Origin of the sequence: Desulfoluna spongiiphila (genome assembly GCF_900101345.1) — a bacterium.
Taxonomy (GTDB): Bacteria; Desulfobacterota; Desulfobacteria; order Desulfobacterales; family Desulfolunaceae; genus Desulfoluna; species Desulfoluna spongiiphila.
Window position 1 is genome coordinate 1 of record NZ_FMUX01000030.1, and the last position, 21802, is coordinate 21802.

Consider the following 21802-nt stretch of genomic DNA (forward strand, 5'->3'; position numbering starts at 1 on the left):
TCAGTACAGTTAATGCTCCCATTTACGTGAGTTGGACAGCAGGCAAAATAATGGGACCTGTTTTTCAAGAATTGAACAACATCTACTAATCACAGGGGCCTCTCGAAGAAAATTATTCTTTGAGAGGCTATTTTGGACAGTAGTGACCCAAAATGTGTTATTGAAGCAAATAGCGCTGTAAAAATTAGCTTTCCACCCGGTTTGAGCAAGCCGTAAATTCATCAAATGCCAGGGTGGTGTCAGGTACATAATCAAACTCTTCGCTACATAGAATGCCATCATAAGAGTCGTTCGGTTCCTGGATATGGGTAATATCCCAAACCAAGTCAATTTGAATGGTATTCCACTGCCCCATTTTCATGCTCTTTCCGTATCCCACACCTCCGTACTGCCAAAAATCTTGAGAAACATATGACCGGTGATTGCAGTGGTTCCGATTGGACAATTTCCCGGCCCCCGCATCAAGAATCATCCGCCATAAAACAAATCTGAAAGGATTTTCTGAAACCAGGCCTGACGGTTTTCTTCATTAGCATTTTTATAATGCATATGAATATTAACCATTTATTGATTCAGCATAATTTAACAAAAGTAAAAATTCCCAATGCGTAACGCTGACAAGCCAAATCAGCAAGACAAACTTCATCAAATGACACTTCATCAACCTGATCACCTCCCCTGATCACACTCAACCCAATCAGCTTAAGTGAATTCTGTAAGGCCAAGCTTATTATAACGCGCGGATCAAAAACACGGTTGGCATTGAACTCCACACGTTCCTGCCCGATGGGAAGGGAAAGGTAAAAAATACCCTCTACTTGAAGCAAACCCGCCATATTTTCAAGACCGAGTTCAAATCCTTTAGGATTGATCGGGTCCCCATAGCGCCCCAACCCAAAGTGCTCCAAGGCATGTAGACATGAAAGGGAATCGCAATACCCCGTGACTCCTTCCACTGGCATCATAAAATCGACCTGTCTGAATGTTATCCCCGGTATTTGAGTCGTAATCGGCCTGACATCAAAAACTTCAAGTTTTCGAAAACTGGCTACATGAGCCACAAAACCATCAACACGGGAGCCAATATCGACATGCCTGATGGGGTTGGCATCGAAGATCTTCTTGGCCACCAACAAATCCTGCCAAAAATACTCGTTCTTGGTCCCCCCACCTTCTTCATACCAATCATGCAGACATGGGACAACTTCCAGAGGCCCCGTATATTCTGATCGAAATCTGACAAAATTAAGTACATATTTAGGTAACCCTCGGCAAAAAAGAAGAGTAAGCCTCAAATCGATCCCAACCTGTGTTGCCAAAAAAAAATAGGCCTTGAGAAACTTTCTTTTCATTTTCAACACTCCTAGTAGGATCGATATAGTTTCTTCAACTCGTACAGTAAAAAATTACGAATGTTAACAACAAACCTTTGAACGGGGTTTTGGCTATCCTTTTGAATTACTTCAGATTGCATCGAACCTGCCAACCTGCATGCATCATATATATTATTCACCATGTCATTAGGGGCCTTAAACTGCCAAGATCCTAACTGAAATCCCAATCTTTTAGAAATAGTTATTGATGCGGCAGCTCGATCAGGAATTCGCGTTCGCCCTCCCACCGCCGACACTGTATGAGCAGCTGAACGCAGAATCTCATCAGAGGCATAAGAACACTTCGCATTTCTAACCAATATTTTCACATATTTTTTCCATGAGGGTTCAGAAAATTTCAGCAAATGAATATATTTCTTAGCCAAAAGATATTCACCCATGACACACACCGATGGACAAGGCGCCATCTTCAGACGGGGATCATACTCTATTAAGTTTTCCGACATAAATTTTGCAAAAGGGGTACCTGCCTCTTTGTCCACTGATCTCACAAACGATGTCCCATTGCTGTGCCGAGACGCCCCGTTGACTGAAAAAGAATAATTCGTATAGAGATAGTTACCTATAATAGAACTAAGAGCAATTCCCGAAAAAATATCGGGAGAAATAGCGTTAAAGAACACTCCATTTACTGACAACTTTTTTATCTTATCCACGAAGCTTTTCCGGACTATCCCATTATAAAGACAGGGTAATTTGGTATACATCTCTTGAAAACGAATCACCTTTTTAAGAGTGCTAAGAGCCCTTACCTTTTTAAGAGCGCTGTCTTCTGTTCCAAACCAAAACAAATTCCTTGAGTTTTCATCAATATGATCGGGCCAACAATAGTCTATTTTATGCCAAACCAATGCATTTGTGCGAAACTCGACTATAATACCCATCGCTTTTGCTAAAGCGCCAGAAACAAAGCCATCGTCATCGCCGATATAAGTTACAAAATCACCTTTCACATGACCTAATGCAAACTCCCAATTTTCAGACATACTGACACGCCTGCCTGTATTAATGTAGCGAATCCGAGAATCTGAAAAAGATTCAACAACTTCTTTTGTATTATCGTTGCTATCGTTATCACTTATTATAAATTCACAAAACTGATAGTCCTGGTCCACTAAAGTTTTAATGGTATAAAAAAGTGTATCGGATCGCTCCCTTGTTGGCACAACCACAGACAACTTAGGCGCTAAAATTTCTTTTGACATTCACCCTTCCTTTTTATTTATGGCTCCTTTCCATTTCGAGTGGGTAAATCTCGGATAGTCCATATAGCTTCGGTACGTTTTGGTTGCACCAGGCCTGCCATGGCAGGCATACGGAGGCATAAACTCTTAGCCACCAAAGACGGCAGACACCTGCAGCAGTCAAGGCTGCGCAGCACCGGCGTATCCCGGCTTGGCCTTGACAGCAAGGGGGGCTGACGTAGCATGGGGCGGAGAGTTTTTCACTCCACAAGCGTTTTGGAAGGACATTCTACCCACTCAAATCGTGAAAGAGCCTTATTTATGTACCTTGGTGAGTCACACACATTTCACAGTCCTATACGAGAGTCGTTGCACTATCCATCTTCTGGTTTCCGGGGTAACCCATGCTGCAAACCCGAAGGTCAGCAGAGAAACCACAGCGATATAAAACACTACGCCGAGCTGCGACAACGAGTCAGGCATCAAGATCCGGCCACAACCCGCCGTCACGACAGCACACAATAGTGGCAGCCCAACATCCCGACCATACCAGTACATTTTTTCATCCGGCAACAGCCGTCGATGCATCAACTGAATGGTAATCAACACGTAGCCACTGTTTAGGATCACCCAGACACTTGCCCCACCAACAGCACCATAATGTTTGGTCATGAAAAAAATCAGCGGAAACAAGATAATTACTGAAACTAGATTGACGTAAAAGGCTAATTTAGTCCATCCGTGAGCAAGTTGCAGTGCATAGGGAATATTCATCAACCCATTCAAGGCAGTTCCTGTCACCAACAAACTCACCAACAGATACGCTCGTTCTGCCGTTACAACATTCTGCGTCCACAGCAAGAGAAGCTCCCGTGAAAAAAAGGCCAGAACAAAGGCTGCCGGCAAAATCATCAACGACATTACTTGGCAACTTCGATGGTAGAGTTCCTTTATAGCGAACTGATCATTAAGGGTAACAAGCTGGGTTAACCGGGGATAAACACCATTGAAGATGGGTCCAATAAGGCGAAAAAGACTCAAAGCCACCACTCCCGACAAAGTGTAATAGCCAAACATCTCCAGTGGCAACATGCGACTCAAGATAATCTTATCCATCTGGGTCAGCAAGGTTGCGAGCAGACTTATACCAAACATACCCACGGCAAATCGCCAAATGCGCCGCAAAACACTGGCTTGAAAGCAAGCCTTACCGCGACTCTTAGGCATGCTGTACCATAAAGCACCTGCCAGCAGCAAAGTTGTCGTCCCGCTGACCACAATCTGCCAGGAGAAAAATGCTCCAATAGTGGGGGACACCAGCCAAAGTATCAATACGGCCCCGACGCCTCGCAACGTCGCCATAATGATATTGACAACGTTGAGCAGGACCTGGCCTTGCAACCCCATTAGGCCCCCAGAATAAAAACTGACCGGCCACTGCAGCCCGGTAGCGATCCCCATGAGAATGACCGCCTCCCGCACCGTCTCTGGAGACAAATGTTCAGCCGTCACCCAGTGCTGTGAAATATACCCGGACAACAAAACGATAACGACGACGATTGCAACTGCTACCCCCCAGTAGATAAACTCCAAGGTGCGCACCATATTGCGCATTTCCTGTTCACGCCCAACCTCGGCGGAAAGGCCTGCCATCTCACGATTCAAGGTGGAACTCAAACCCATATCAAGTAAAGCAAACACACCTTGCAAGGTAGCATAAAATCCAACGAGTCCGTAAGCCTCTATCCCCGTAAAATGAATATACAAGGGTATAAAAACAAGCGACATGAGGGCCATCCAGATGCTGCCTGCAAAATTGGCAATAATATTGCGTTTTATGAGTGAGATAGGGGGCATGGCCCTCGGTTTTATGCCATTGCTCACTTAATACACTTCAGATAGCCGTCCGGTGCTACCGTAATCAAAAGTTTATTTTGTATTTCCTCGTCAATGACAAATCGATCGTTGTGCTTCAGAAACTCCCATACCGCAGTCTTGGGATTATTGCCCTTGTCCCAAGGGCGATCAGGAAATGAACCCACCGGCATATCCTCAATAATTGTATCAAAAACTACAAGATAACTGCCCTGGTTAACCAAGGGTGAATATAACTCAAGTTCTTTGGCCACATGCTCGTGGGAATGCATGGAATCTAAGCAGACCAACACCTTTTTTTTCCCTCTGGCAAATTCTACAACCTGCCGGACAATCTCTTCATCAATTGATGATCCCTCGAGCATGGTGATGCGCTTGGACATGGGATGCTTCTCGATCTCCAACCGGTTGTGTTCCCGGATGTCGATATCAAGGCCCAACACCTCGCCATCACCACCCAACAGTTCCAACATGGACGCTGAAAATATCAGTGATCCACCATGGGCGATACCTGTTTCAATAATCAGATCAGGTTTCACCTGCCATATAATTTCCTGCAGGGCCATAATATCCTGAGGATATTGAATGATAGGACGTCCCATCCACGAAAATCCATAAGAATATTCTGCTTTCAAGGTTTCGTTCAAAAAAGCCTTTGAAGTTTGCTGCAATTCACTGTTATTCACTCGCTCATGAATTCTTTTTTTTCTTTCAGCCTCGAATTTTGAAATTGAGTTCATTTAAAGCACTCCCAATGTATATAGTTTTACATCATTTTTTCTTGTCATTTTCTTAATCTCATCCAGATAATTTTCATTCATTATCAAAATATTTTCGACCCTCATTCTGATAATCTCGTCAGGCGAAAAAATCTTATGACCAGTTCCAGAGATGAACCTGTTTTGTTTTTTTTTATTTACATCAATTACGCCTGCAATTAATTCACATTCAGGGTCAACAATATTACAAAAAGTAGATCCTTTTGCACCAGCACCCCAAACAAGAACAGGCGCATGTTGTTTGACAAACTTTTTGTACCTATTTATACCTTCAAGAAATCCATGTTCAGTCAGGAATAACTCATTTGAATCAGAACAGATCCCATCGCTTTTAAAACTGCTCAAATCTGCTACTATGTATAGATATTGTCCTCCAAATAAACGCCCTGAATCTATAACGTTAGCAAACATCGAACATAAGGACTTCATCGAAAAATAGTTACAATGCTCATAAAAAATATCCCAAAAGGCATTTTTATTTATAATCCAATCGATATCAGGTACTTCTATATAAATTAGGCCTTGATGATTGTTGGAAAAGGCAATATCCCTCAAAAATGCTAAAGGGTGAGATATATGTTCCAATGTATGACGCAAAACAATGAACCCAGCATTAATCGATTGATACTTCGCAGAAAAATAGTCTTTAATAACCCATGGATGATTACCCTCATACGCGGGGTCAAACCCAGTGGCATTAATATTCTCACGCCTTAATCGATCGAGGAAGAAACCTTTACCGCACCCAACCTCAACTACACGTGACGAGCTAACTCCATTTTTTTTTAAGACTAAAAAAACTTCATCTAAATGTAATCTAAAAGAAGAAGAATTAGCTTGCTCATTTTGATAATTTTCATCGTACTCCATCTTAGTATCATCAAATGAAGCATTCCAAATAAAGCCGCAATTCCGACAATTGCAAAGCAGTACATCTCCAGACACAGATGATCTTGCATCATCAGGATTTCCGTAAACTTTATTTTGAAAAACAGGCATTCCACTTAAATTATATACTTCTACGAGTAGAAATGATCCACAAAGGGGACAACATACATTCATGAAACAGTCCTTAACTTAGAATTATCACCCCAAAATGCAAATGGCTCATAATCCGGATAGGGATAATACCCCAGATTTAAATTAATTTTTTCCCCTGTATTTCTAACGTGATCTTCAACAAGCTTTCTTATCGTTACAGGTTTCCCACTGCAGCAATTGACTATACCGTTTATCTTATTTTGAAGCGATATTTTCACGATGATCCTGGCAACCTTCTCAACCGGAAGATAATCCCTGATCTGCTCACCTCCGGACATATTAAATACTTCATCCCCATTATCTATGGCTTTATCGAGTTGAGAGAGCAGTGAAGTCTTACTCTGGCCTTCCCCGTACATATAAAAAAGCCTTACCCACTGAAAAACAAAAGGGTGCTCACAAGCAAGCTGTTCCAAAAATTTCCGCAACACATCCTTGGCGAGACCATAGGGATTTGCCGGCTCTGTTGACAGAGTTTCAGACAAACACCCACTTTGCATACCATATTCAAAACAAGTCCCGGCAACTACAAGATGTCTCAAACCGCCCTGAATCATTTTTTTTAAAAAATTATAGTGCACAGGGAGATTTGTCTCATAATGAAACAAACCTTTGTAGTTAGGCAACCCATCCCATGCCAAATGAATGAGTATATCCGGCTTGGACAGATAATTAAAAAAATCGGTTCGGTCCTCGGAAATATCGCAAGGGATGTAGGATATCCCATTATCAATAAGATGTTCTGGAAGATTTTCCGTTCTTCGTGCAGTTGCAACTATCTCGCAATCATAGTTCTTCAACTCATTTATAACATATCTACCTATAAAACCCGTTGCCCCGGTCACCAGGATTTTCATTGTTTTTACCCAAAACTGTTATAATGAAGAGGTTAAATCCCTACCAGCATCTGAGTTCCGGCACAGCCGTCACAAACTTGCCGCCCCAATCCCGAATATAGCGAAGCTGATCACTAATCTCATCCCTGATATTCCAAGGCAAGATCAAGACGTAATCAGGGCGTTCGGTTTTTATCGAATCCTCTGTTACAACGGGGACACGACTTCCTGGAAGATATTTCCCCTGTTTGTGCGGTGAGGCATCCACTACAAAACTGATCAGGTCATTTTTTATGCCGCAATAATTAAGGAGAGTATTACCCTTAGCGGCGGCTCCATAAGCAACAACCGCGAACCCTGCCCGCTTCTGCTGAATCAAGAATTCCAGCAAAGCATATTTAATCCGTTCAGCTTTCTGCTGAAACCGGGTATAGAATGACAATTTAGACATCCCCACAGCAATTTCTTTGGACTCAAGATCTACGACTGAAGGCATGATTATCTTTGAACCGTCACCAGTATGTCTGGCATAAATACGCAGAGAACCACCATGAGTTGAGATTTCCTCAACATCAAAAATCGTCAGATCATGTGAATTAAAAATCTGTTGAACTGTATGAAATGCTAGATAGGAAAAATGCTCATGATAAATAGTATCAAACTGATTGTTTTTTACCAGTTGCATTAGGTGGGGGAATTCCATGGTGATGGTCCCATTTTCTCCCAAAAGTATCTTCATTCCCTCGACAAAATCATTTATATCTGGAACATGAGCCAGAACATTGTTGCCCAATATCAGATCTGGTTTTTTCCCTCCAGCCACCAACTTTGTCGCCAGTTCAACACCAAAAAATTCAGTGATGGATTCTATGCCTTTTGCTCGGGCAACTGCAGCTGTATTTTTTGATGGTTCAACCCCAAGGCAGGAAACACCTTTTTCCATAAAATATTGAAGTAGATATCCATCATTTGATGCTATTTCTACGACAAAAGCATCCATTCCCAGTTCAAGCCTGGATGTTATCATCTCTACGTATAATTTAGCATGGGTTAACCAACTTTTGGAAAAAGATGAAAAATATGCATAGTCTTGGTTAAATATCTCATCAAACTTTTTATATTCATCGATCTGGACCAAGTGACACTCATGACATACAAACAGTTTCAGTGGGTAAAAATTTTCCGGTTCGTTGAGCTGTTTTTTTGACAAAAAAGAATTGGATGCAGGTGCATTGACCAAATCGATAAAGGTATGTTCCAATGAAGCATTACAATATCTACAATTCATTACAAAATCCCCCTAAAACCTTCTTGCAGTAATGGGTGAAGGTTATCCCTCTGGGATATTTCCGTTATCTCTTCAGGCCAGTCAATACCCATCAGGGGATCATCATAGCGGAAAGCGCCTTCATGCTCCGGGCTATAGTATTCCGTATGAAAATAAAGCAGCTCGCAATCATCCTCTAATGTCTGAAAACCATGGGCAAAACCTTCCGGAACATACATCATCTTCATGTTCTGGGCCGATAGAACCGTACCATGCCACTGCAACAGTGTGGGTGAATCTTTCCTCAAATCGACAATGACATCAAAAACAGCACCGCGACTACACTTAACCATCTTAATCTCTTTTGCCGGAGCATACTGAAAATGCATACCACGTACAGTGCCCTTTTTCCGCGTCAGAGAATAATTCACCTGTGTAATCTCTTTAGAGTGCCCTATCTTTTTCAACTCATCCATGCAGACAAGTCGGGCAAACTTACCACGCTTATCCCCATGAGGCTCAGGTTGAATGATATAAGCCCCAGCCAACCCCAATTCGATAAAAATCATATCATCAAACCTTCGTACTGTCTGATCTGATCCAGAGACAATACCTGCAATTCATCAGAATGATCACGGAATGTCTTATACCATATGGCAGACCACTCCAAAGCCTGGTTAACATTTAAACAAGGCGTCCACCCAAGCAAGGTACGTGCTTTGGAACAGTCCAATTTCAAAAGTGCTGCCTCATGAGGATGATTGCCATCATCCATCGTCCACTGGACATCATCACCCCAGCAGCCCGCAAATTGCTTAACGACCTGCCCTACTTCCAAGACAGATTCATCATGGGGCCCAAAATTCCACCCCCCAATGAAACGAGGTCCCTCTATATAAAGACGTTGGGCCAACAATAGATACCCAGCCAGAGGTTCCAAGACGTGCTGCCAAGGTCGTATAGCATGGGGAGAACGGATATGTACTGAATCTCCGTTGGAAAAGGCACGAAACACATCTGGAATAAGACGGTCCTCAGCAAAATCTCCACCACCGATAACATTTCCTGCCCTTGCAGAAGCTAATGCAACTCGATGCTGCTCATAATGACCAGGATTAAAAAAGGATCTTAAGTACGCGGATGAAACCAATTCAGAGCAACCTTTTGAACTGGAATAGGGGTCATAACCACCCATGGGATCATTTTCACGATAGCCCCAAAGCCATTCCTGATTCTCGTAACATTTATCACTTGTAACATTAACAACGGCACGAACGCTTTCTATCGTTCGTACCACATCAAGCAAATGCACCGTCCCCATAACATTTGTCGAAAAGGTATCGACAGGATTTTCAAAAGATCTCCGCACAAGAGATTGGGCCGCCATATGAATGACGATATCAGGCTTAAAATCCTGAATGCTCTTTTCGAGCAACTCATAATTTCTTATATCACCATTAATTGAGACAATGCCGTCAGCAACGTTAGCAAGTGAGAAGCAACTAGGGTTGGTCGGAATATCAAAAGAATATCCACATACCTCAGCGCCCAGCATTTTAAGCCACAGACAAAGCCAAGCCCCCTTAAACCCTGTATGCCCAGTAACAAACACACGTCTTTTATTATAAAATCCCGCAAATGATTCCCGCATGTTCATCCTTATGACCATATTTTCCAAGGTGCGTTTCCTGAACCCCACAACTGTTCTAATTCCGTTTTATCACGAAGGGTATCCATCGGTTTCCAAAAACCAGAATGTTTAAATGCAACCAATTTGCCATCTTTTACGAGATCTTGCAGGGGTTCACGCTCCATACTCGTACTGTCATCCTCAATATATTTAAATATATCTGGTTCTAATACGAAAAAGCCTCCATTAATCCAAGATCCATCACCTTTTGGTTTCTCTTGAAACGAATTAACTTTTTCATTAACTTCATCTACAATCAAAGCGCCAAAACGTCCAGAGGGTTGAACAGCTGTGACAGTGGCCAGCTTTCCTTGCTGCTTATGAAATTCAACTAGTTTATCTATCGCAATACTTGCAACACCATCACCATAGGTCAGCATAAAAGGTTCATCACGAATATATTCCTGAATCCGTTTTACTCTTCCACCTGTCATAGTATTCAAACCTGTGTCAACGAGAGTTACGCGCCAGGGTTCGGCCGAATTAGAGTGTATGACATGATCATTGCCATTTCTAAAATCAAACGTCACATTGCTTTGATGAAGATAATAGTTAGCAAAATACTCTTTAATCGCATAGCCCATATAGCCCAAGCAAATCACAAAATCATTATATCCATAGCTTGAGTACATTTTCATGATATGCCAGAGAATTGGCTTACCGCCGATCTCCACCATGGGCTTCGGTTTTAAATGCGTTTCCTCACTCAATCTTGTACCAAATCCACCCGCTAATATGACAACTTTCATACGCACCTTCTCACCAAATTAATAATTTTCACATCGCCAAAAAAACAATTTAATTAACATAAGATTTGTAACTATTCTCTAAGCCATCTTTCAACGATATTGACGACTTCCAACCTACACTTTGCAACTTTGTCAAATCGAGAAGTTTCTGTGGTGTACCATCAGGTTTGGTTTGATCCCAAGAAACCTTACCCTTGTATCCAACGACATCAACAACCATGGCAGCAAGTTCTTTGATCATAAGGTCAACGCCGGTACCGATGTTTACAAATTCCCCAAGTTCATTTGCATTATATTTTTGCATTAAATATACGCAGGCATCGGCCAAATCGTTTGCATGTAGAAATTCCCTGAAGGGAGAGCCTGTACCCCAGAGTGAGACCACCACTGAAGACGTAGAGTTCATGACCGAATGCAAATCAGATCTCTCATCATTGTGTTCAACACTTATCCCATATTTATTGAGAATCGAGAGAATCTGCTTTTCAGGCACAGATCCATCAATCCCTTCGATGGGTCGTCTGTCAAGATCTGCCCGCAGAGCATCCAAATCTCCCATCTGCAAACACTTGCCCAAATGCATCTTACGAATCAGTGCTGGCAACACATGGGATGTCTCCAGATTAAAATTATCACCAGGCCCATAGAGATTGGTGGGCATAACTGATATAAAATTGGTTCCATACTGCTGATTATAATACCGACAAAGTTTAATTGCCGAGATCTTAGCCAAGGCATATGCCTCGTTGGTGGGCTCAAGTTCACCGGTCAAAAGATATTCTTCCTTGAGCGGCTGGAATGCAAGCTTAGGGTAAATACAGGACGACCCAAGGTTTAGGAGCTTTTTAACACCAGTTTTATAACTGGAGTGGATCACATTAGCAGCAATTATAAGGTTTTGATAAATAAACTCTGCTGGGTATGTGCTGTTAGCCATAATGCCGCCAACTTTCGCGGCAGAAAGAAAGACATATTCGGGACGAGCCTGCACAAAAAAGGCCTCTACTTGGTCCTGACGTGTGAGGTCCAACTCGGCGTGTGTACGAGTGACAATGTTATTAAATCCATCACGCTCAAGACACCCGACGATAGCCGAGCCCACTAACCCACGATGGCCAGCAACATATATTTTCGAACCTTTATTCATGTCTTTCAATAACCTCAAAGCCATTTTTCTTGCAAAGAAGGTCTCGCTTGGCGAATTCTAAATCAGCTGCAACCATTTCTGATATAAGCTCATCAAACGTAATCTTCGGAACCCAGCCAAGTGTTTGCTTTGCTTTGGACGGATCACCCAACAATGTTTCAACTTCAGTAGGCCTGAAATATGCGGGATCTACGGCGACAATCTGCTTTCCAGTCTTGGCGTCGTAGCCTTTCTCTTCGACACCAGTCCCTTTCCATTGGATTTCAATTCCCAATTCGTTTGCAGCGACATTAACAAAATCTCGAACCGAATACTGAACCCCCGTGGCGATCACGAAGTCATCCGGTTCATCCTGCTGAAGCATCAACCACTGCATCTCAACATAATCTTTAGCGTGGCCCCAATCGCGTTTAGCATCAAGATTACCCAGATACAAACAATTCTGGGTGCCTAATTTAATACGTGATATGGCTCGTGTTATCTTACGAGTAACAAATGTTTCGCCCCGCAATGGAGATTCATGATTGAATAAGATCCCATTGCATGCGTACAAGCCATAAGCCTCTCGGTAATTGACGGTTATCCAATAAGCATACATTTTAGCTACTGCGTAGGGGCTCCGCGGGTAGAACGGTGTTTTTTCCGTTTGAGGCGTTTCCTGTACCTTGCCAAACAATTCAGAGGTGGATGCCTGATAGAATTTGGTCTTTTTTTCCAACCCCAACAAGCGAATTCCTTCAAGAATCCGGAGAGTTCCAAGGGCATCTGTATCAGATGTATATTCGGGGGATTCAAAAGATACTGCAACATGGCTTTGAGCTGCGAGGTTGTATATTTCGTCAGGTTGTACTTGTTGAATGATCCGAATCAGATTCGTTGAATCGGTCATATCACCATGATGGAGAAAGAAATTGCGATTTTTTTCGTGGGGATCCTGATAAAGATGATCAATTCTATCGGTGTTGAAAAGCGAAGCTCGACGTTTGATCCCGTGAACTTCATACCCTTTGCTAAGCAAAAGTTCCGCAAGGTAAGATCCATCTTGGCCTGTGATACCTGTAATAATGGCTTTTTTCATATGCTATTCCAAATCGAACTTATTGGGTTTTAACAGCGCGACATTCATATAGTGAGAGCAGAAAAAATCATTTCCTCAACACCGCATAACACACTTTCATCAATAATCAATGTGCTATCTTTAATCACTCAGCTCCACCTTTATAGAAATTATAATAATTAACTACTATAATAAGCTTTATACCAATTCACAAAATTTCTAACACCATCTTTAATCGAAGTTGATGGCTTGAAGCAAATGTCATTTATTAAATCATCAACATCCGCATACGTCTCGGCCACATCGCCCTTTTGCATGGGCAGTAGATTCCGTTTGGCTGTTTTCCCCAAGGATTCTTCGACCTCAGAAATAAAATCGTTTAACATCACAGAAGAATTATTACCGATATTATAAACCTTAAACGGAGCATAAGATGTCCCTGGGTCTGTATTTTTACCACTCCAGTCCTGATTAGCTGTGGGCACTCTTTTCAAGATCCTAAAAACGCTTTCCACAATATCATCAATATATGTAAAATCCCTTCTCATGTTCCCATGGTTGAAAACATTTATTGGTTTTCCAGCAAGAATGGCCTTAACAAAAATGTGATAAGCCATATCAGGTCGTCCCCACGGCCCATAAACGGTAAAGAAACGCAGCCCTGTACAGGGAAGGCCAAATAGATGACTGTAAGAATGCGCCAGTAGCTCATTGGATTTTTTTGTCGCAGCATAAAGGGAGACCGGATGGTCTACATTATGATGAACCGAAAACGGCATATTAGTATTGGCACCGTAGACTGAGCTCGATGAGGCATATAACAGATGTTTAACTTTAGTGTGCCTGCATCCTTCAAGGATATTGACAAAACCCGTAAGATTTGAATCCACATACGCATGGGGATTTTCAAGAGAATACCTAACCCCCGCCTGAGCTGCAAGGTTCACGACTGCATCGAAACCATGCTCTTCAAAAAGAGCAGCAGTGGATTCTCTATCCGCCATATCAGCTTTTACGAAGGTGAAAAGATCATATTCAGATAATAACTGGAGACGGGACTCTTTTAAACTTACATCATAGTAATCATTTAGATTATCGAGCCCAACAACCTCGATGCCCTCTTCGAGAAGTCTCTTTGAAAGGCTGAATCCGATAAAACCGGCAGCACCTGTAATCAAGCATTTATTTACGTTTAAATCGGTCATCGTTTGATTATCTCCCAATACCAAAATACTCAAAACCTGCGCCCCTTACAAACTCAGGATTGTACTGATTTCTGCCATCAAAGATGGTATGTCCATTCATACGCTCATGCAACATTTTATAGTCAGGTTGTCTGAACTGCTTCCACTCTGTAATCAAAACAAGAGCATCCGCACCAACAACTGCATCATACTGACTCTGAGCAAGAATAAGGTTTTTGTCATCAAAGAGCCCCTTATCAAAACATTCGAGAGATTCGGTCATCGCTTGAGGGTCATAGGCTTTGACTGTAGCCCCCGCTTTTACCAAACTGTTTATCACCACAACGGAGGTTGCCTCCCTCATGTCATCTGTACCTGGTTTAAAAGCAAGGCCCCAGATACCAAAACATCTCCCCGTGAGGTCAGAACCATATGTGTCGGTTATCTTCTGGAACAATACATTTTTCTGAGAGGCATTCCTCTCCTCGACGGCATCAAGAAGTAACGGTTCAAAACCACTCTCGCGACTTGTTCGGATAAGCGCCTTGACATCCTTGGGAAAACAGGACCCGCCATAACCGCAACCCGGATAAATAAATGAATACCCGATTCGTGTATCCGAACCTATCCCTTTCCTTACATTCTCAACATCAACACCGAGTTGTTCACAAATTCCCGCAATTTCATTCATAAAGGAAATTTTCGTCGCAAGCATCGAGTTGGCGGCGTATTTAGTCATCTCCGCGTCCTTGACCCCCATCACATGAACTTTATCATGGTTTCGGTTAAATGGACTGTAAAGCTCCTTCATATAGACTTCAGCCTTGGCAGACTCAATGCCAAGTATAATTCTGTCAGGTTTCATGAAATCATTGACCGCATCACCCTCTTTTAAAAACTCAGGATTGCTGACAACATCAAATTCGACATCTACACCTCTTTTTTTCAACTCTTTGGTAATCGCATCCGTAACACGCTCAGCCGTTCCCACTGGAACCGTCGATTTATTCACGATAACGGTATAATTTTCTATTGATTTACCGATATCAGATGCAACGGTAAGAACATGTTGAAGATCAGCAGATCCATCCTCTTTCGGGGGGGGTCCCAACGGCGATAAATACAATGGAAGCATCTTTTATCGTTTTTTTCAAGGAATCAGAAAAATGTAAAAAACCGTTGTTATAATTATCAATCACAATACCATCCAAGCCGGGTTCATATATTGGTAGAATTCCATTCTTTAAATCTTCTAATTTTTTTCTATCAACATCAACACAGGTGACATTATTTCCCATCTCTGAAAAGCATGCACCGGTTACGAGCCCAACATAGCCGGTTCCGATAACGGTAATTTTCATTTATTTTACGTCCTGTAAATTATAGTAAATTATATACATTGCGTCATTGATCTATTCAGCAAATCGCATACTCCTTGTTTACCTAATTTTTCTGTATACTCAACAACAAGGAAAGGCTAAAATATGTATGATTCAAAATTTAAAAATCTCGTATCATGACAATTCATTATAGAAACGCGCTATCGCTATCACGATTAATCGTTAAGAAAATTACTTTTCACATGTTTTTATATATTCAATAATCAACGTCGCAAATATCATGAAAAACAAACTACAGACAAAACTCATCATAACAATTAATCGCCGATTAGGACCAACCCGGCCCTCTTCTGTCATCACCGGAATGAGCTCCTGAAAGGGGATGATATGTTTAATGGTTCGCGCGCTTTCTTCAACACTCATTTGTAATTCCCCGGTTAAAACAGAAGTCGCCTGTTGTTTTTTCTCAAGTGAAGCAATTTGAACATTAATCTCGCTTAGCTCTTTTTTCAAAACCGAATAGACCACCTGTCTGTTTTGGATTACCATATTGTTATACAAAAGAGCTTTATGAAGGCTTTCCGCAGTCATTTCTTCTGAAGCCAAACTTTTTACACCGCGAGACTGATATGCGTTGGTGGATTCAATGGCAGCATCTATTTGCTGCTGCACATTTTTCTTTGCCTTATATTGTTCCTTTAAATGGAACGCTAAAAGAGCCAAGGTCTTTTCATGTTCTGAAAGAGCCTTTTTATCCGAATCAATACCGGCTTGAAGACCTTCGACAAAAGGCTTGATAATATTCGAATCCTCTTTTTCTAATTGACCGATCAGATTACTTAGCACTGCTTTACCAAAATTTTGATTGGACGTATCATAGGAGATTAGAAGCGTACTCGAGTGCTTTGGAATGGAGGAGTGAAGGGCTTTTGATGCGTACCGCAGAGCAGGGAACTGTTCAATAAGGGTCTCGGACAGTTGCATGCTGTAAGCACCCGCATCAATCTGCCCCTTGACGCTTTCCAGGCTATTGGTAAAGGTTACGTTGCCGCCCGGCTTACGAGCTACAATCCCCGGGCTTACAAGAGCTTTTACCCTATATACATCTGGTTTTAAAAATGCAATCACACCAGCTGCCACTACAAACAAAAGCACACCGAGCCCAATGAACTTTTTGCGTTTCCAAAGGGTTGCGAACACCTCTCTCAGATCAATTTCATCGTCGGGATATGGCATTGATTGAAAAGGTGGTATGGGCTGATTTCCGTGATTAATTTCTGTGGTCATCTTGGGTTCCATTTGGGATTAATTTTATTTTTTCGCAGAAGCAGAAAAGGTAGCACAAAGTACATAGCTCCGCCTCTCCATTTACAATGGCCGAATGTATAAAACTGGTATTAAGCCTTACAAACATCGGCTGAAACCTTTGCCTGCTTTAGCCCGGTAATTTCATGAAGAACCTCACTGCAAATAAATATTTAATTTTATTGCAGAGTGTTGCATCGATAAAAATCAGTTGTTCAAAAAATGGAAACTGTCATTTTCAGTTCTATGCCCGTTTTCTAACCCTTCGGGCGGACCAAGTGCATCCATCTTCTGTGTTAACAGAAAACTAAGGTAAACAAATATAGCAGCAGCTCTTGTGCCTTGAATATACTCCACTCGTGAAATATTCGGGTTAAGTTAAAAACGTCATGACATTACTTCTCGGGAGGCCCTATGTCAATAGTTATGCATGGGCAATAAAAAGCCTGGCTCTGCTCTGTGTTCGTCGTTTTAGTTTAATGTTGAAAAGCGACAGCCTTACCCTTTGTTCAAAGCCAAAAATCGATTTGTTTTGTATGATTTCAAGAAATTAGGTGGTAGCGAATCACCTCCAAGACTATTCGCTACTTACGGCTCCTTGCCGAATGCTACTCAAACGACGCCATCCCCTTATAACCCATTGCCCATAGCCTGTCACCTATCTTACTTACCTTCCGTCCCCATCACGCAAATTTATTGTTTTGACATCAGCCGGCACTTCCCTTAAACCTATCTTGTTGTTCAAACAATAAGCGGCATATTTTTGATTTTGTGATTCATTTTCCATAAAGGCAGCTACCATCATGATCCTTACCATCAACCCGGATAATCCCCAACCCAGAAATATCTCACGCGTCGTGGAGTGCCTGAAAAGCGGAGGGCTCATCGCCTACCCCACCGACACCCACTACGGTATCGGCTGTGATATCATGAACAAAAAGGCCATTGAGAAAGTCTACCTTCTGAAGCAACGGGATAAAAGCAAGCCTTTCAGCTTTATCTGTTCGGACTTAAAGGACATCAGCGATTACGCAAAGGTATCAAACTACGCGTACCGGAATCTGAAAAAGCTGCTGCCGGGGCCCTATACGTTTATTTTAGAAGGGACCAAATTGGTTCCGAAGATGATGCTCACCAAACGAAAGACTGCCGGGATCCGGGTTCCGGACAACACCATCTGTATTGAGATCATCAAAAAACTTGGCAACCCGATTCTCTCTACGTCGGCGGGACTCCCGGGCGAAGAAATCATGAACAATGCCTGGATGATTGATGATACCTTCGGGCACTTGGTGGATATTGTTATTGATGGGGGGGATGTGCCGGAGGTGGCCTCAAGTGTTATTTCGCTTCTGGATGACGAGCCTGAAATCATCCGTGAGGGTGCGGGAGATGTTTCGATGTTTGTTTAAGACCCCAAAAGACCTGTGAGGGTGCCATCTATGAAATCAAGGCTTTGTGGAGACAATTTAAAACCGCCACTTATCCATGATGGTGCATAAAATGCACCCTACGGGGCCGATGGCAAATGTCCTATGACGCGTCCCCCCATTCACGCACCTGTTCCCACCTGCCACTGATAATTCACGGGTAAACCATAACGAACCACAACCACCTCCGATGTATCTTCTATAATCTATTATCTGTTTAATTCCCCAACTTATACAAAAACGATGCTCCCATCTCCGGCGGATGCAGCGCTGAAGAGATCCGCACTGCGGCGCTGTCCATGATATAGTCCATCATGTTCGCTTTTTCCCGGGGCGGGTAGATGAGCTCGGGTATTCCTTCCAGCCCTCCGAGTTCTGCTGCCCATTCCTGGGCATCTTCGAGGTTGCCGAGGCGATCCACAAGCCCTAAAGACTTGGCCTCTTCACCGGTATAGATACGACCATCAGCGAGTTTGGCTACATCCGGGACCTCAAGACCCCTGGCGGTAGCCACGTCCCGTACGAACTGACCGTGGAGGGAGGTGACGAGCTGCTGGAGGTAGGCGCGCTCTTTTTCGGTCATCTCTCGGGTGGGGGAGCCGGCATCTTTCATATCACCGCTTTTGAAAACCACGGGCTCAAGGCCGATTTTGTCCAAAATTTGGCGGAAATTGGTGTACCCCATAATGACCCCTATGCTCCCGGTGATCGTGCCGGAATTCGCCACGATGCCGTTTGTGGCGGCGGCGGCGTAATAGCCTCCTGAGGCGGCCACGCCACCCATGGAGGTGATGACCGGTTTGACCTCACGGGTTTTCATCAGGGATCGGTAGATCTCCTGGGAGGGGCCCACCCCGCCGCCTGGGGAGTTGACGCGCAGCACAATGGCCTTTACCTCGTCCGTATCGCGGAAATACTTCAAATCATCAAGGATTTGCTGGGAATCGGCGATGACGCCTGTGATCTCCACCACCCCCACACCATCCTCCAAAACAGGGACCTCAGGAGACAAAGAGACCATCACACCCACGCTGATCACAACAACTGTGGCGGAAAACATCCCCGTCAACATCAGGATAAAAAACAAAATCGGATGACGCCTTGAAAACATAGTTTCACCTTTTGTCATAAAAACAAGATTTAAGGGCGATGATAACTCACAAAGAACGATACATACGCCAATATCAGGACCCTGCTCTTGGCCTCGGTTACTCAGCAGTGTGCAAGTGCATCCCACCAAGACATAGGTTTCTGAGAGCGTCGGCCTGTAAAAAAGGCAAAATCATCGACAACAGGCCTTGATCATCGCTTGAGCCGAGGCCTGCAAAGAGCCGATTCGTAGGGCGCACTCCGTGTACCAAAATCAAAGCCTTGGGTGCCCCCGGGCTGGTGCACAGAGTGCACCCTACGGGCTGTCGGCCTTTTGGGGCGGAGTCATCAATAACAATCTGTTGACCCAAACGATGACCAAGACCGACCCACACACCAACCCCCTGAGCCTGCCCTTACTCTCCGGTTACCCGGCGGTGCGCAAGCGCATCGTACCAAAACATAGGTCTCCGCAAGCCTCGGCCATTGGACGTTGTACCGGATAAAAAAAATGCCCCGGAAAGACTCACGTCATGACCGGGGCATTCTTTACACTCTAACCAGGCCCTCCTGGGAAAGCCTGCAGGCAAACCGTAGGGTATGCCTACTCAGCAGCGTCATCGCCGCCTTCCTCGTCACCTTTCAGCTGATCCGCCAGGTTTTCACGGAGGATCTCACCGAAATCGGAGGTAGGCTTCTTGGAGTTGCTGATGTATTCGCTCAGAATCGCCTTGTCGTCTTCCATCTCGAGACGCTTGATGGAGAGACCGATACGACGCTCGTCACTGTTGATATTCATCACCTTGGCAACGAGAGAATCGCCCACGTTGTAGGTACCAACGGGAGTCTTGATCTTCTCTTTGCTGATCTCGGAAACGTGAACCAGGCCTTCGATGCCCTCTTCCAGCTCAACAAACACGCCGAAATCGGTCACATTGGTCACGGTACCGTTGATCTCGGTGCCCACTGCGTAACGCTCGCCAACGCTCTTCCAGGGATCTTCCTGGATCTGCTTGATGCCGAGGGAGAAACGCTCGCTCTGCTTGTCGATATCCAGAACAACCGCCTGCACCACGTCGCCCTTCTTGTATACTTCGGAAGGATGCTTGATGCGCTTGGTCCAAGAGATATCGGAAATGTGGACCAGACCGTCGATCTCGTCGTCGATCCCGATGAACAAACCAAAATCGGTGATGTTCTTGATCTTGCCTTCGATGATGGTACCCACGGGATACTTGTCGCTGATGACCTCCCAGGGGTTCTCCGCAACCTGCTTCATACCCAGAGAGATACGACGGTTGTCGGGCTTGATGTCGAGGACAATGGCCTCGATCTCTTCGCCCACGGAGATGATCTTGGAAGGGTGACGGATCTTACGGGTCCAGGACATTTCAGATACGTGAACCAGACCTTCGATGCCCTCTTCGAGTTCAACGAAGACACCGTAATCGGTGAGGCTGACCACGCGACCGCCCACTTTGGAGCCCACGGGGTACTTCGCTGCGGCAGATGCCCAGGGATCCTCGGAAAGCTGCTTCATACCCAGAGAGACACGCTCCTTCTCAAGATCGAAGGAGAGAATCTTCACGGTGATGTTGTCACCAACGGAGAAGAGCTCGGAAGGATGCTTGACACGGCCCCAGGAGATATCGGTGATGTGGAGGAGACCGTCCACGCCGCCGAGGTCCACGAAGACACCGTACTCGGTGATGTTCTTGACAACGCCGTCCATGACCTTTCCTTCCTCGATGGTCTCGAGGGTTTTGGAACGGGTCTTTTCACGCTCTTCCTCAAGGATAACCCTGCGGGAGAGGACGATGTTGCTGCGTTTTCTGTTGTACTTGAGAACCTTGAAGGTATAGGACTTGCCCACCATCTCATCCAGATTACGGATGGGTCGCAGGTCGGCCTGTGATCCGGGAAGGAAAGCCTGGAGTCCAACATCGACAGAGAAGCCACCTTTGACGCGGCTGGCGATAACGCCTTCCACGGTGCCTTCTGCGTCGTAGATCTCTTTGATCTTTTCCCATACCTTGATCTTGGCCGCTTTGTCTTTAGAGAGGACTACACGCTCTTCCTCTTCGTCCCAAAGCTCGACCATGACCTCCACTTCATCTCCAATGGCAACGTTGACTTCACCGTTTTCATTTTTGAATTCGTGGATGGAAATGAGACCTTCGGATTTGTATCCGACATCGACCAGAACGTAATCTTTGTCTACGGCAATGATCTTACCAATTGCAAGTTCGCCTTCGGAAAAAGATTTGAAGCTTTCCTCATAAAGTTTGAGAAAATCCTCGTAGCTCTCTTCCCCGTCTGATGTAAGATTACCGTCGATTGCATCACCAAAAAGATCTGTTTTCACTTCCCTAATACCCTTGGTTTCGTTTGTACTAACTGTCATTAATATTAACCCCCTAAACAATGTATTTTAC

Annotated in this window: 21 protein-coding genes; 1 reads left to right on the plus strand and 20 read right to left on the minus strand. The window is 43.9% G+C overall.

What is annotated here, in order from left to right; all coding sequences use genetic code 11:
- Positions 1-184: 184 nt before the first annotated feature.
- From BLQ12_RS27590 to BLQ12_RS27595, 18 genes are all read right to left on the minus strand, one after another.
- Positions 185-361, minus strand: coding sequence for a hypothetical protein (locus tag BLQ12_RS27590; protein ID WP_175470061.1), 177 nt, complete (start codon positions 359-361; stop codon positions 185-187).
- Between the two features lie 211 nt (positions 362-572).
- A complete protein-coding gene (locus BLQ12_RS25090; protein WP_092215439.1) occupies positions 573-1352 on the minus strand; it encodes a DUF268 domain-containing protein in 780 nt (259 codons plus the stop codon).
- Positions 1353-1363: 11 nt separating this feature from the next.
- Positions 1364-2599 (minus strand): glycosyltransferase family 2 protein, encoded by a 1236-nt coding sequence (locus BLQ12_RS25095; RefSeq protein WP_092215441.1) that lies wholly within the window; start codon positions 2597-2599, stop codon positions 1364-1366.
- A gap of 315 nt (positions 2600-2914) precedes the next feature.
- The gene (locus BLQ12_RS25100; protein ID WP_092215443.1) at positions 2915-4435 is read right to left on the minus strand and encodes an oligosaccharide flippase family protein; all 1521 of its coding nucleotides are present in this window, start codon (positions 4433-4435) and stop codon (positions 2915-2917) included.
- A gap of 23 nt (positions 4436-4458) precedes the next feature.
- Complete coding sequence (locus tag BLQ12_RS25105) at positions 4459-5193, minus strand: cephalosporin hydroxylase family protein (protein WP_092215445.1); 735 nt, start codon at positions 5191-5193, stop codon at positions 4459-4461.
- The gene (locus BLQ12_RS25110; RefSeq protein WP_092215447.1) at positions 5194-6294 is read right to left on the minus strand and encodes a class I SAM-dependent methyltransferase; all 1101 of its coding nucleotides are present in this window, start codon (positions 6292-6294) and stop codon (positions 5194-5196) included.
- Entirely contained in the window at positions 6291-7130 is an 840-nt protein-coding gene (locus BLQ12_RS25115) for an NAD-dependent epimerase/dehydratase family protein (RefSeq protein WP_092215449.1), read from the minus strand. Before BLQ12_RS25115 ends, BLQ12_RS25110 begins: the two co-directional genes overlap by 4 nt.
- Before the next feature lie 40 nt (positions 7131-7170).
- On the minus strand, positions 7171-8397 hold the full coding sequence (locus tag BLQ12_RS25120) for a class I SAM-dependent methyltransferase (protein ID WP_092215451.1): 1227 nt from the start codon (positions 8395-8397) through the stop codon (positions 7171-7173).
- A complete protein-coding gene (gene rfbC, locus BLQ12_RS25125) occupies positions 8397-8945 on the minus strand; it encodes a dTDP-4-dehydrorhamnose 3,5-epimerase (RefSeq protein WP_092215453.1) in 549 nt (182 codons plus the stop codon). The genes BLQ12_RS25120 and rfbC overlap by 1 nt, the downstream gene beginning before the upstream one ends.
- On the minus strand, positions 8942-10045 hold the full coding sequence (rfbG, locus tag BLQ12_RS25130) for a CDP-glucose 4,6-dehydratase (protein ID WP_254782116.1): 1104 nt from the start codon (positions 10043-10045) through the stop codon (positions 8942-8944). The genes rfbC and rfbG overlap by 4 nt, the downstream gene beginning before the upstream one ends.
- Complete coding sequence (rfbF, locus tag BLQ12_RS25135) at positions 10036-10815, minus strand: glucose-1-phosphate cytidylyltransferase (protein ID WP_092215455.1); 780 nt, start codon at positions 10813-10815, stop codon at positions 10036-10038. The genes rfbG and rfbF overlap by 10 nt, the downstream gene beginning before the upstream one ends.
- A gap of 49 nt (positions 10816-10864) precedes the next feature.
- Positions 10865-11962 (minus strand): GDP-L-fucose synthase family protein, encoded by a 1098-nt coding sequence (locus tag BLQ12_RS25140; RefSeq protein ID WP_092215457.1) that lies wholly within the window; start codon positions 11960-11962, stop codon positions 10865-10867.
- On the minus strand, positions 11955-13040 hold the full coding sequence (gene gmd / locus BLQ12_RS25145) for a GDP-mannose 4,6-dehydratase (protein ID WP_092215459.1): 1086 nt from the start codon (positions 13038-13040) through the stop codon (positions 11955-11957). The genes BLQ12_RS25140 and gmd overlap by 8 nt, the downstream gene beginning before the upstream one ends.
- Before the next feature lie 158 nt (positions 13041-13198).
- On the minus strand, positions 13199-14224 hold the full coding sequence (locus tag BLQ12_RS25150; RefSeq protein WP_092215460.1) for an NAD-dependent epimerase: 1026 nt from the start codon (positions 14222-14224) through the stop codon (positions 13199-13201).
- 7 nt (positions 14225-14231) lie between these two features.
- Positions 14232-15338: a UDP-glucose dehydrogenase family protein gene (locus BLQ12_RS25155; protein ID WP_254782114.1), complete on the minus strand. Its 1107-nt coding sequence runs from the start codon at positions 15336-15338 to the stop codon at positions 14232-14234.
- Positions 15280-15564, minus strand: a complete 285-nt coding sequence (locus tag BLQ12_RS28115) for a 2-dehydropantoate 2-reductase N-terminal domain-containing protein (protein ID WP_254782115.1) — start codon at positions 15562-15564, stop codon at positions 15280-15282. The genes BLQ12_RS25155 and BLQ12_RS28115 overlap by 59 nt, the downstream gene beginning before the upstream one ends.
- Positions 15565-15774: 210 nt before the next feature.
- The gene (locus BLQ12_RS25160) at positions 15775-16830 is read right to left on the minus strand and encodes a Wzz/FepE/Etk N-terminal domain-containing protein (RefSeq protein WP_175470062.1); all 1056 of its coding nucleotides are present in this window, start codon (positions 16828-16830) and stop codon (positions 15775-15777) included.
- A 685-nt stretch (positions 16831-17515) separates the two neighbouring features.
- Entirely contained in the window at positions 17516-17653 is a 138-nt protein-coding gene (locus BLQ12_RS27595; protein ID WP_175470063.1) for a hypothetical protein, read from the minus strand.
- On the opposite strand from BLQ12_RS27595, the gene BLQ12_RS25165 reads away from it, so the two are divergent.
- The gene (locus tag BLQ12_RS25165) at positions 17652-18260 is read left to right on the plus strand and encodes an L-threonylcarbamoyladenylate synthase (protein WP_092215464.1); all 609 of its coding nucleotides are present in this window, start codon (positions 17652-17654) and stop codon (positions 18258-18260) included. The two genes, BLQ12_RS27595 and BLQ12_RS25165, sit on opposite strands and share 2 nt — an antisense overlap.
- Positions 18261-18495: 235 nt before the next feature.
- Here the strand turns inward: BLQ12_RS25165 and sppA are convergent, their stop codons facing one another.
- The gene (gene sppA, locus BLQ12_RS25170) at positions 18496-19389 is read right to left on the minus strand and encodes a signal peptide peptidase SppA (protein WP_092215466.1); all 894 of its coding nucleotides are present in this window, start codon (positions 19387-19389) and stop codon (positions 18496-18498) included.
- A 582-nt stretch (positions 19390-19971) separates the two neighbouring features.
- The gene (locus tag BLQ12_RS25175) at positions 19972-21771 is read right to left on the minus strand and encodes a 30S ribosomal protein S1 (RefSeq protein WP_092215468.1); all 1800 of its coding nucleotides are present in this window, start codon (positions 21769-21771) and stop codon (positions 19972-19974) included.
- Between the last annotated feature and the right edge of the window lie 31 nt (positions 21772-21802).

Coding starts and splice junctions, on each gene's coding strand:
- BLQ12_RS27590 (WP_175470061.1), bottom strand. CDS start 361: ATGAAAATGGGGCAGTGGAATACCATTCAAATTGACTTGGTTTGGGAT.
- BLQ12_RS25090 (WP_092215439.1), bottom strand. CDS start 1,352: ATGAAAAGAAAGTTTCTCAAGGCCTATTTTTTTTTGGCAACACAGGTT.
- BLQ12_RS25095 (WP_092215441.1), bottom strand. CDS start 2,599: ATGTCAAAAGAAATTTTAGCGCCTAAGTTGTCTGTGGTTGTGCCAACA.
- BLQ12_RS25100 (WP_092215443.1), bottom strand. CDS start 4,435: ATGCCCCCTATCTCACTCATAAAACGCAATATTATTGCCAATTTTGCA.
- BLQ12_RS25105 (WP_092215445.1), bottom strand. CDS start 5,193: ATGAACTCAATTTCAAAATTCGAGGCTGAAAGAAAAAAAAGAATTCAT.
- BLQ12_RS25110 (WP_092215447.1), bottom strand. CDS start 6,294: ATGAATGTATGTTGTCCCCTTTGTGGATCATTTCTACTCGTAGAAGTA.
- BLQ12_RS25115 (WP_092215449.1), bottom strand. CDS start 7,130: ATGAAAATCCTGGTGACCGGGGCAACGGGTTTTATAGGTAGATATGTT.
- BLQ12_RS25120 (WP_092215451.1), bottom strand. CDS start 8,397: ATGAATTGTAGATATTGTAATGCTTCATTGGAACATACCTTTATCGAT.
- rfbC (WP_092215453.1), bottom strand. CDS start 8,945: ATGATTTTTATCGAATTGGGGTTGGCTGGGGCTTATATCATTCAACCT.
- rfbG (WP_254782116.1), bottom strand. CDS start 10,045: ATGGTCATAAGGATGAACATGCGGGAATCATTTGCGGGATTTTATAAT.
- rfbF (WP_092215455.1), bottom strand. CDS start 10,815: ATGAAAGTTGTCATATTAGCGGGTGGATTTGGTACAAGATTGAGTGAG.
- BLQ12_RS25140 (WP_092215457.1), bottom strand. CDS start 11,962: ATGAATAAAGGTTCGAAAATATATGTTGCTGGCCATCGTGGGTTAGTG.
- gmd (WP_092215459.1), bottom strand. CDS start 13,040: ATGAAAAAAGCCATTATTACAGGTATCACAGGCCAAGATGGATCTTAC.
- BLQ12_RS25150 (WP_092215460.1), bottom strand. CDS start 14,224: ATGACCGATTTAAACGTAAATAAATGCTTGATTACAGGTGCTGCCGGT.
- BLQ12_RS25155 (WP_254782114.1), bottom strand. CDS start 15,338: ATGCTTCCATTGTATTTATCGCCGTTGGGACCCCCCCCGAAAGAGGAT.
- BLQ12_RS28115 (WP_254782115.1), bottom strand. CDS start 15,564: ATGAAAATTACCGTTATCGGAACCGGCTATGTTGGGCTCGTAACCGGT.
- BLQ12_RS25160 (WP_175470062.1), bottom strand. CDS start 16,830: ATGACCACAGAAATTAATCACGGAAATCAGCCCATACCACCTTTTCAA.
- BLQ12_RS25165 (WP_092215464.1), top strand. CDS start 17,652: ATGATCCTTACCATCAACCCGGATAATCCCCAACCCAGAAATATCTCA.
- BLQ12_RS27595 (WP_175470063.1), bottom strand. CDS start 17,653: ATGATGGTAGCTGCCTTTATGGAAAATGAATCACAAAATCAAAAATAT.
- sppA (WP_092215466.1), bottom strand. CDS start 19,389: ATGTTTTCAAGGCGTCATCCGATTTTGTTTTTTATCCTGATGTTGACG.
- BLQ12_RS25175 (WP_092215468.1), bottom strand. CDS start 21,771: ATGACAGTTAGTACAAACGAAACCAAGGGTATTAGGGAAGTGAAAACA.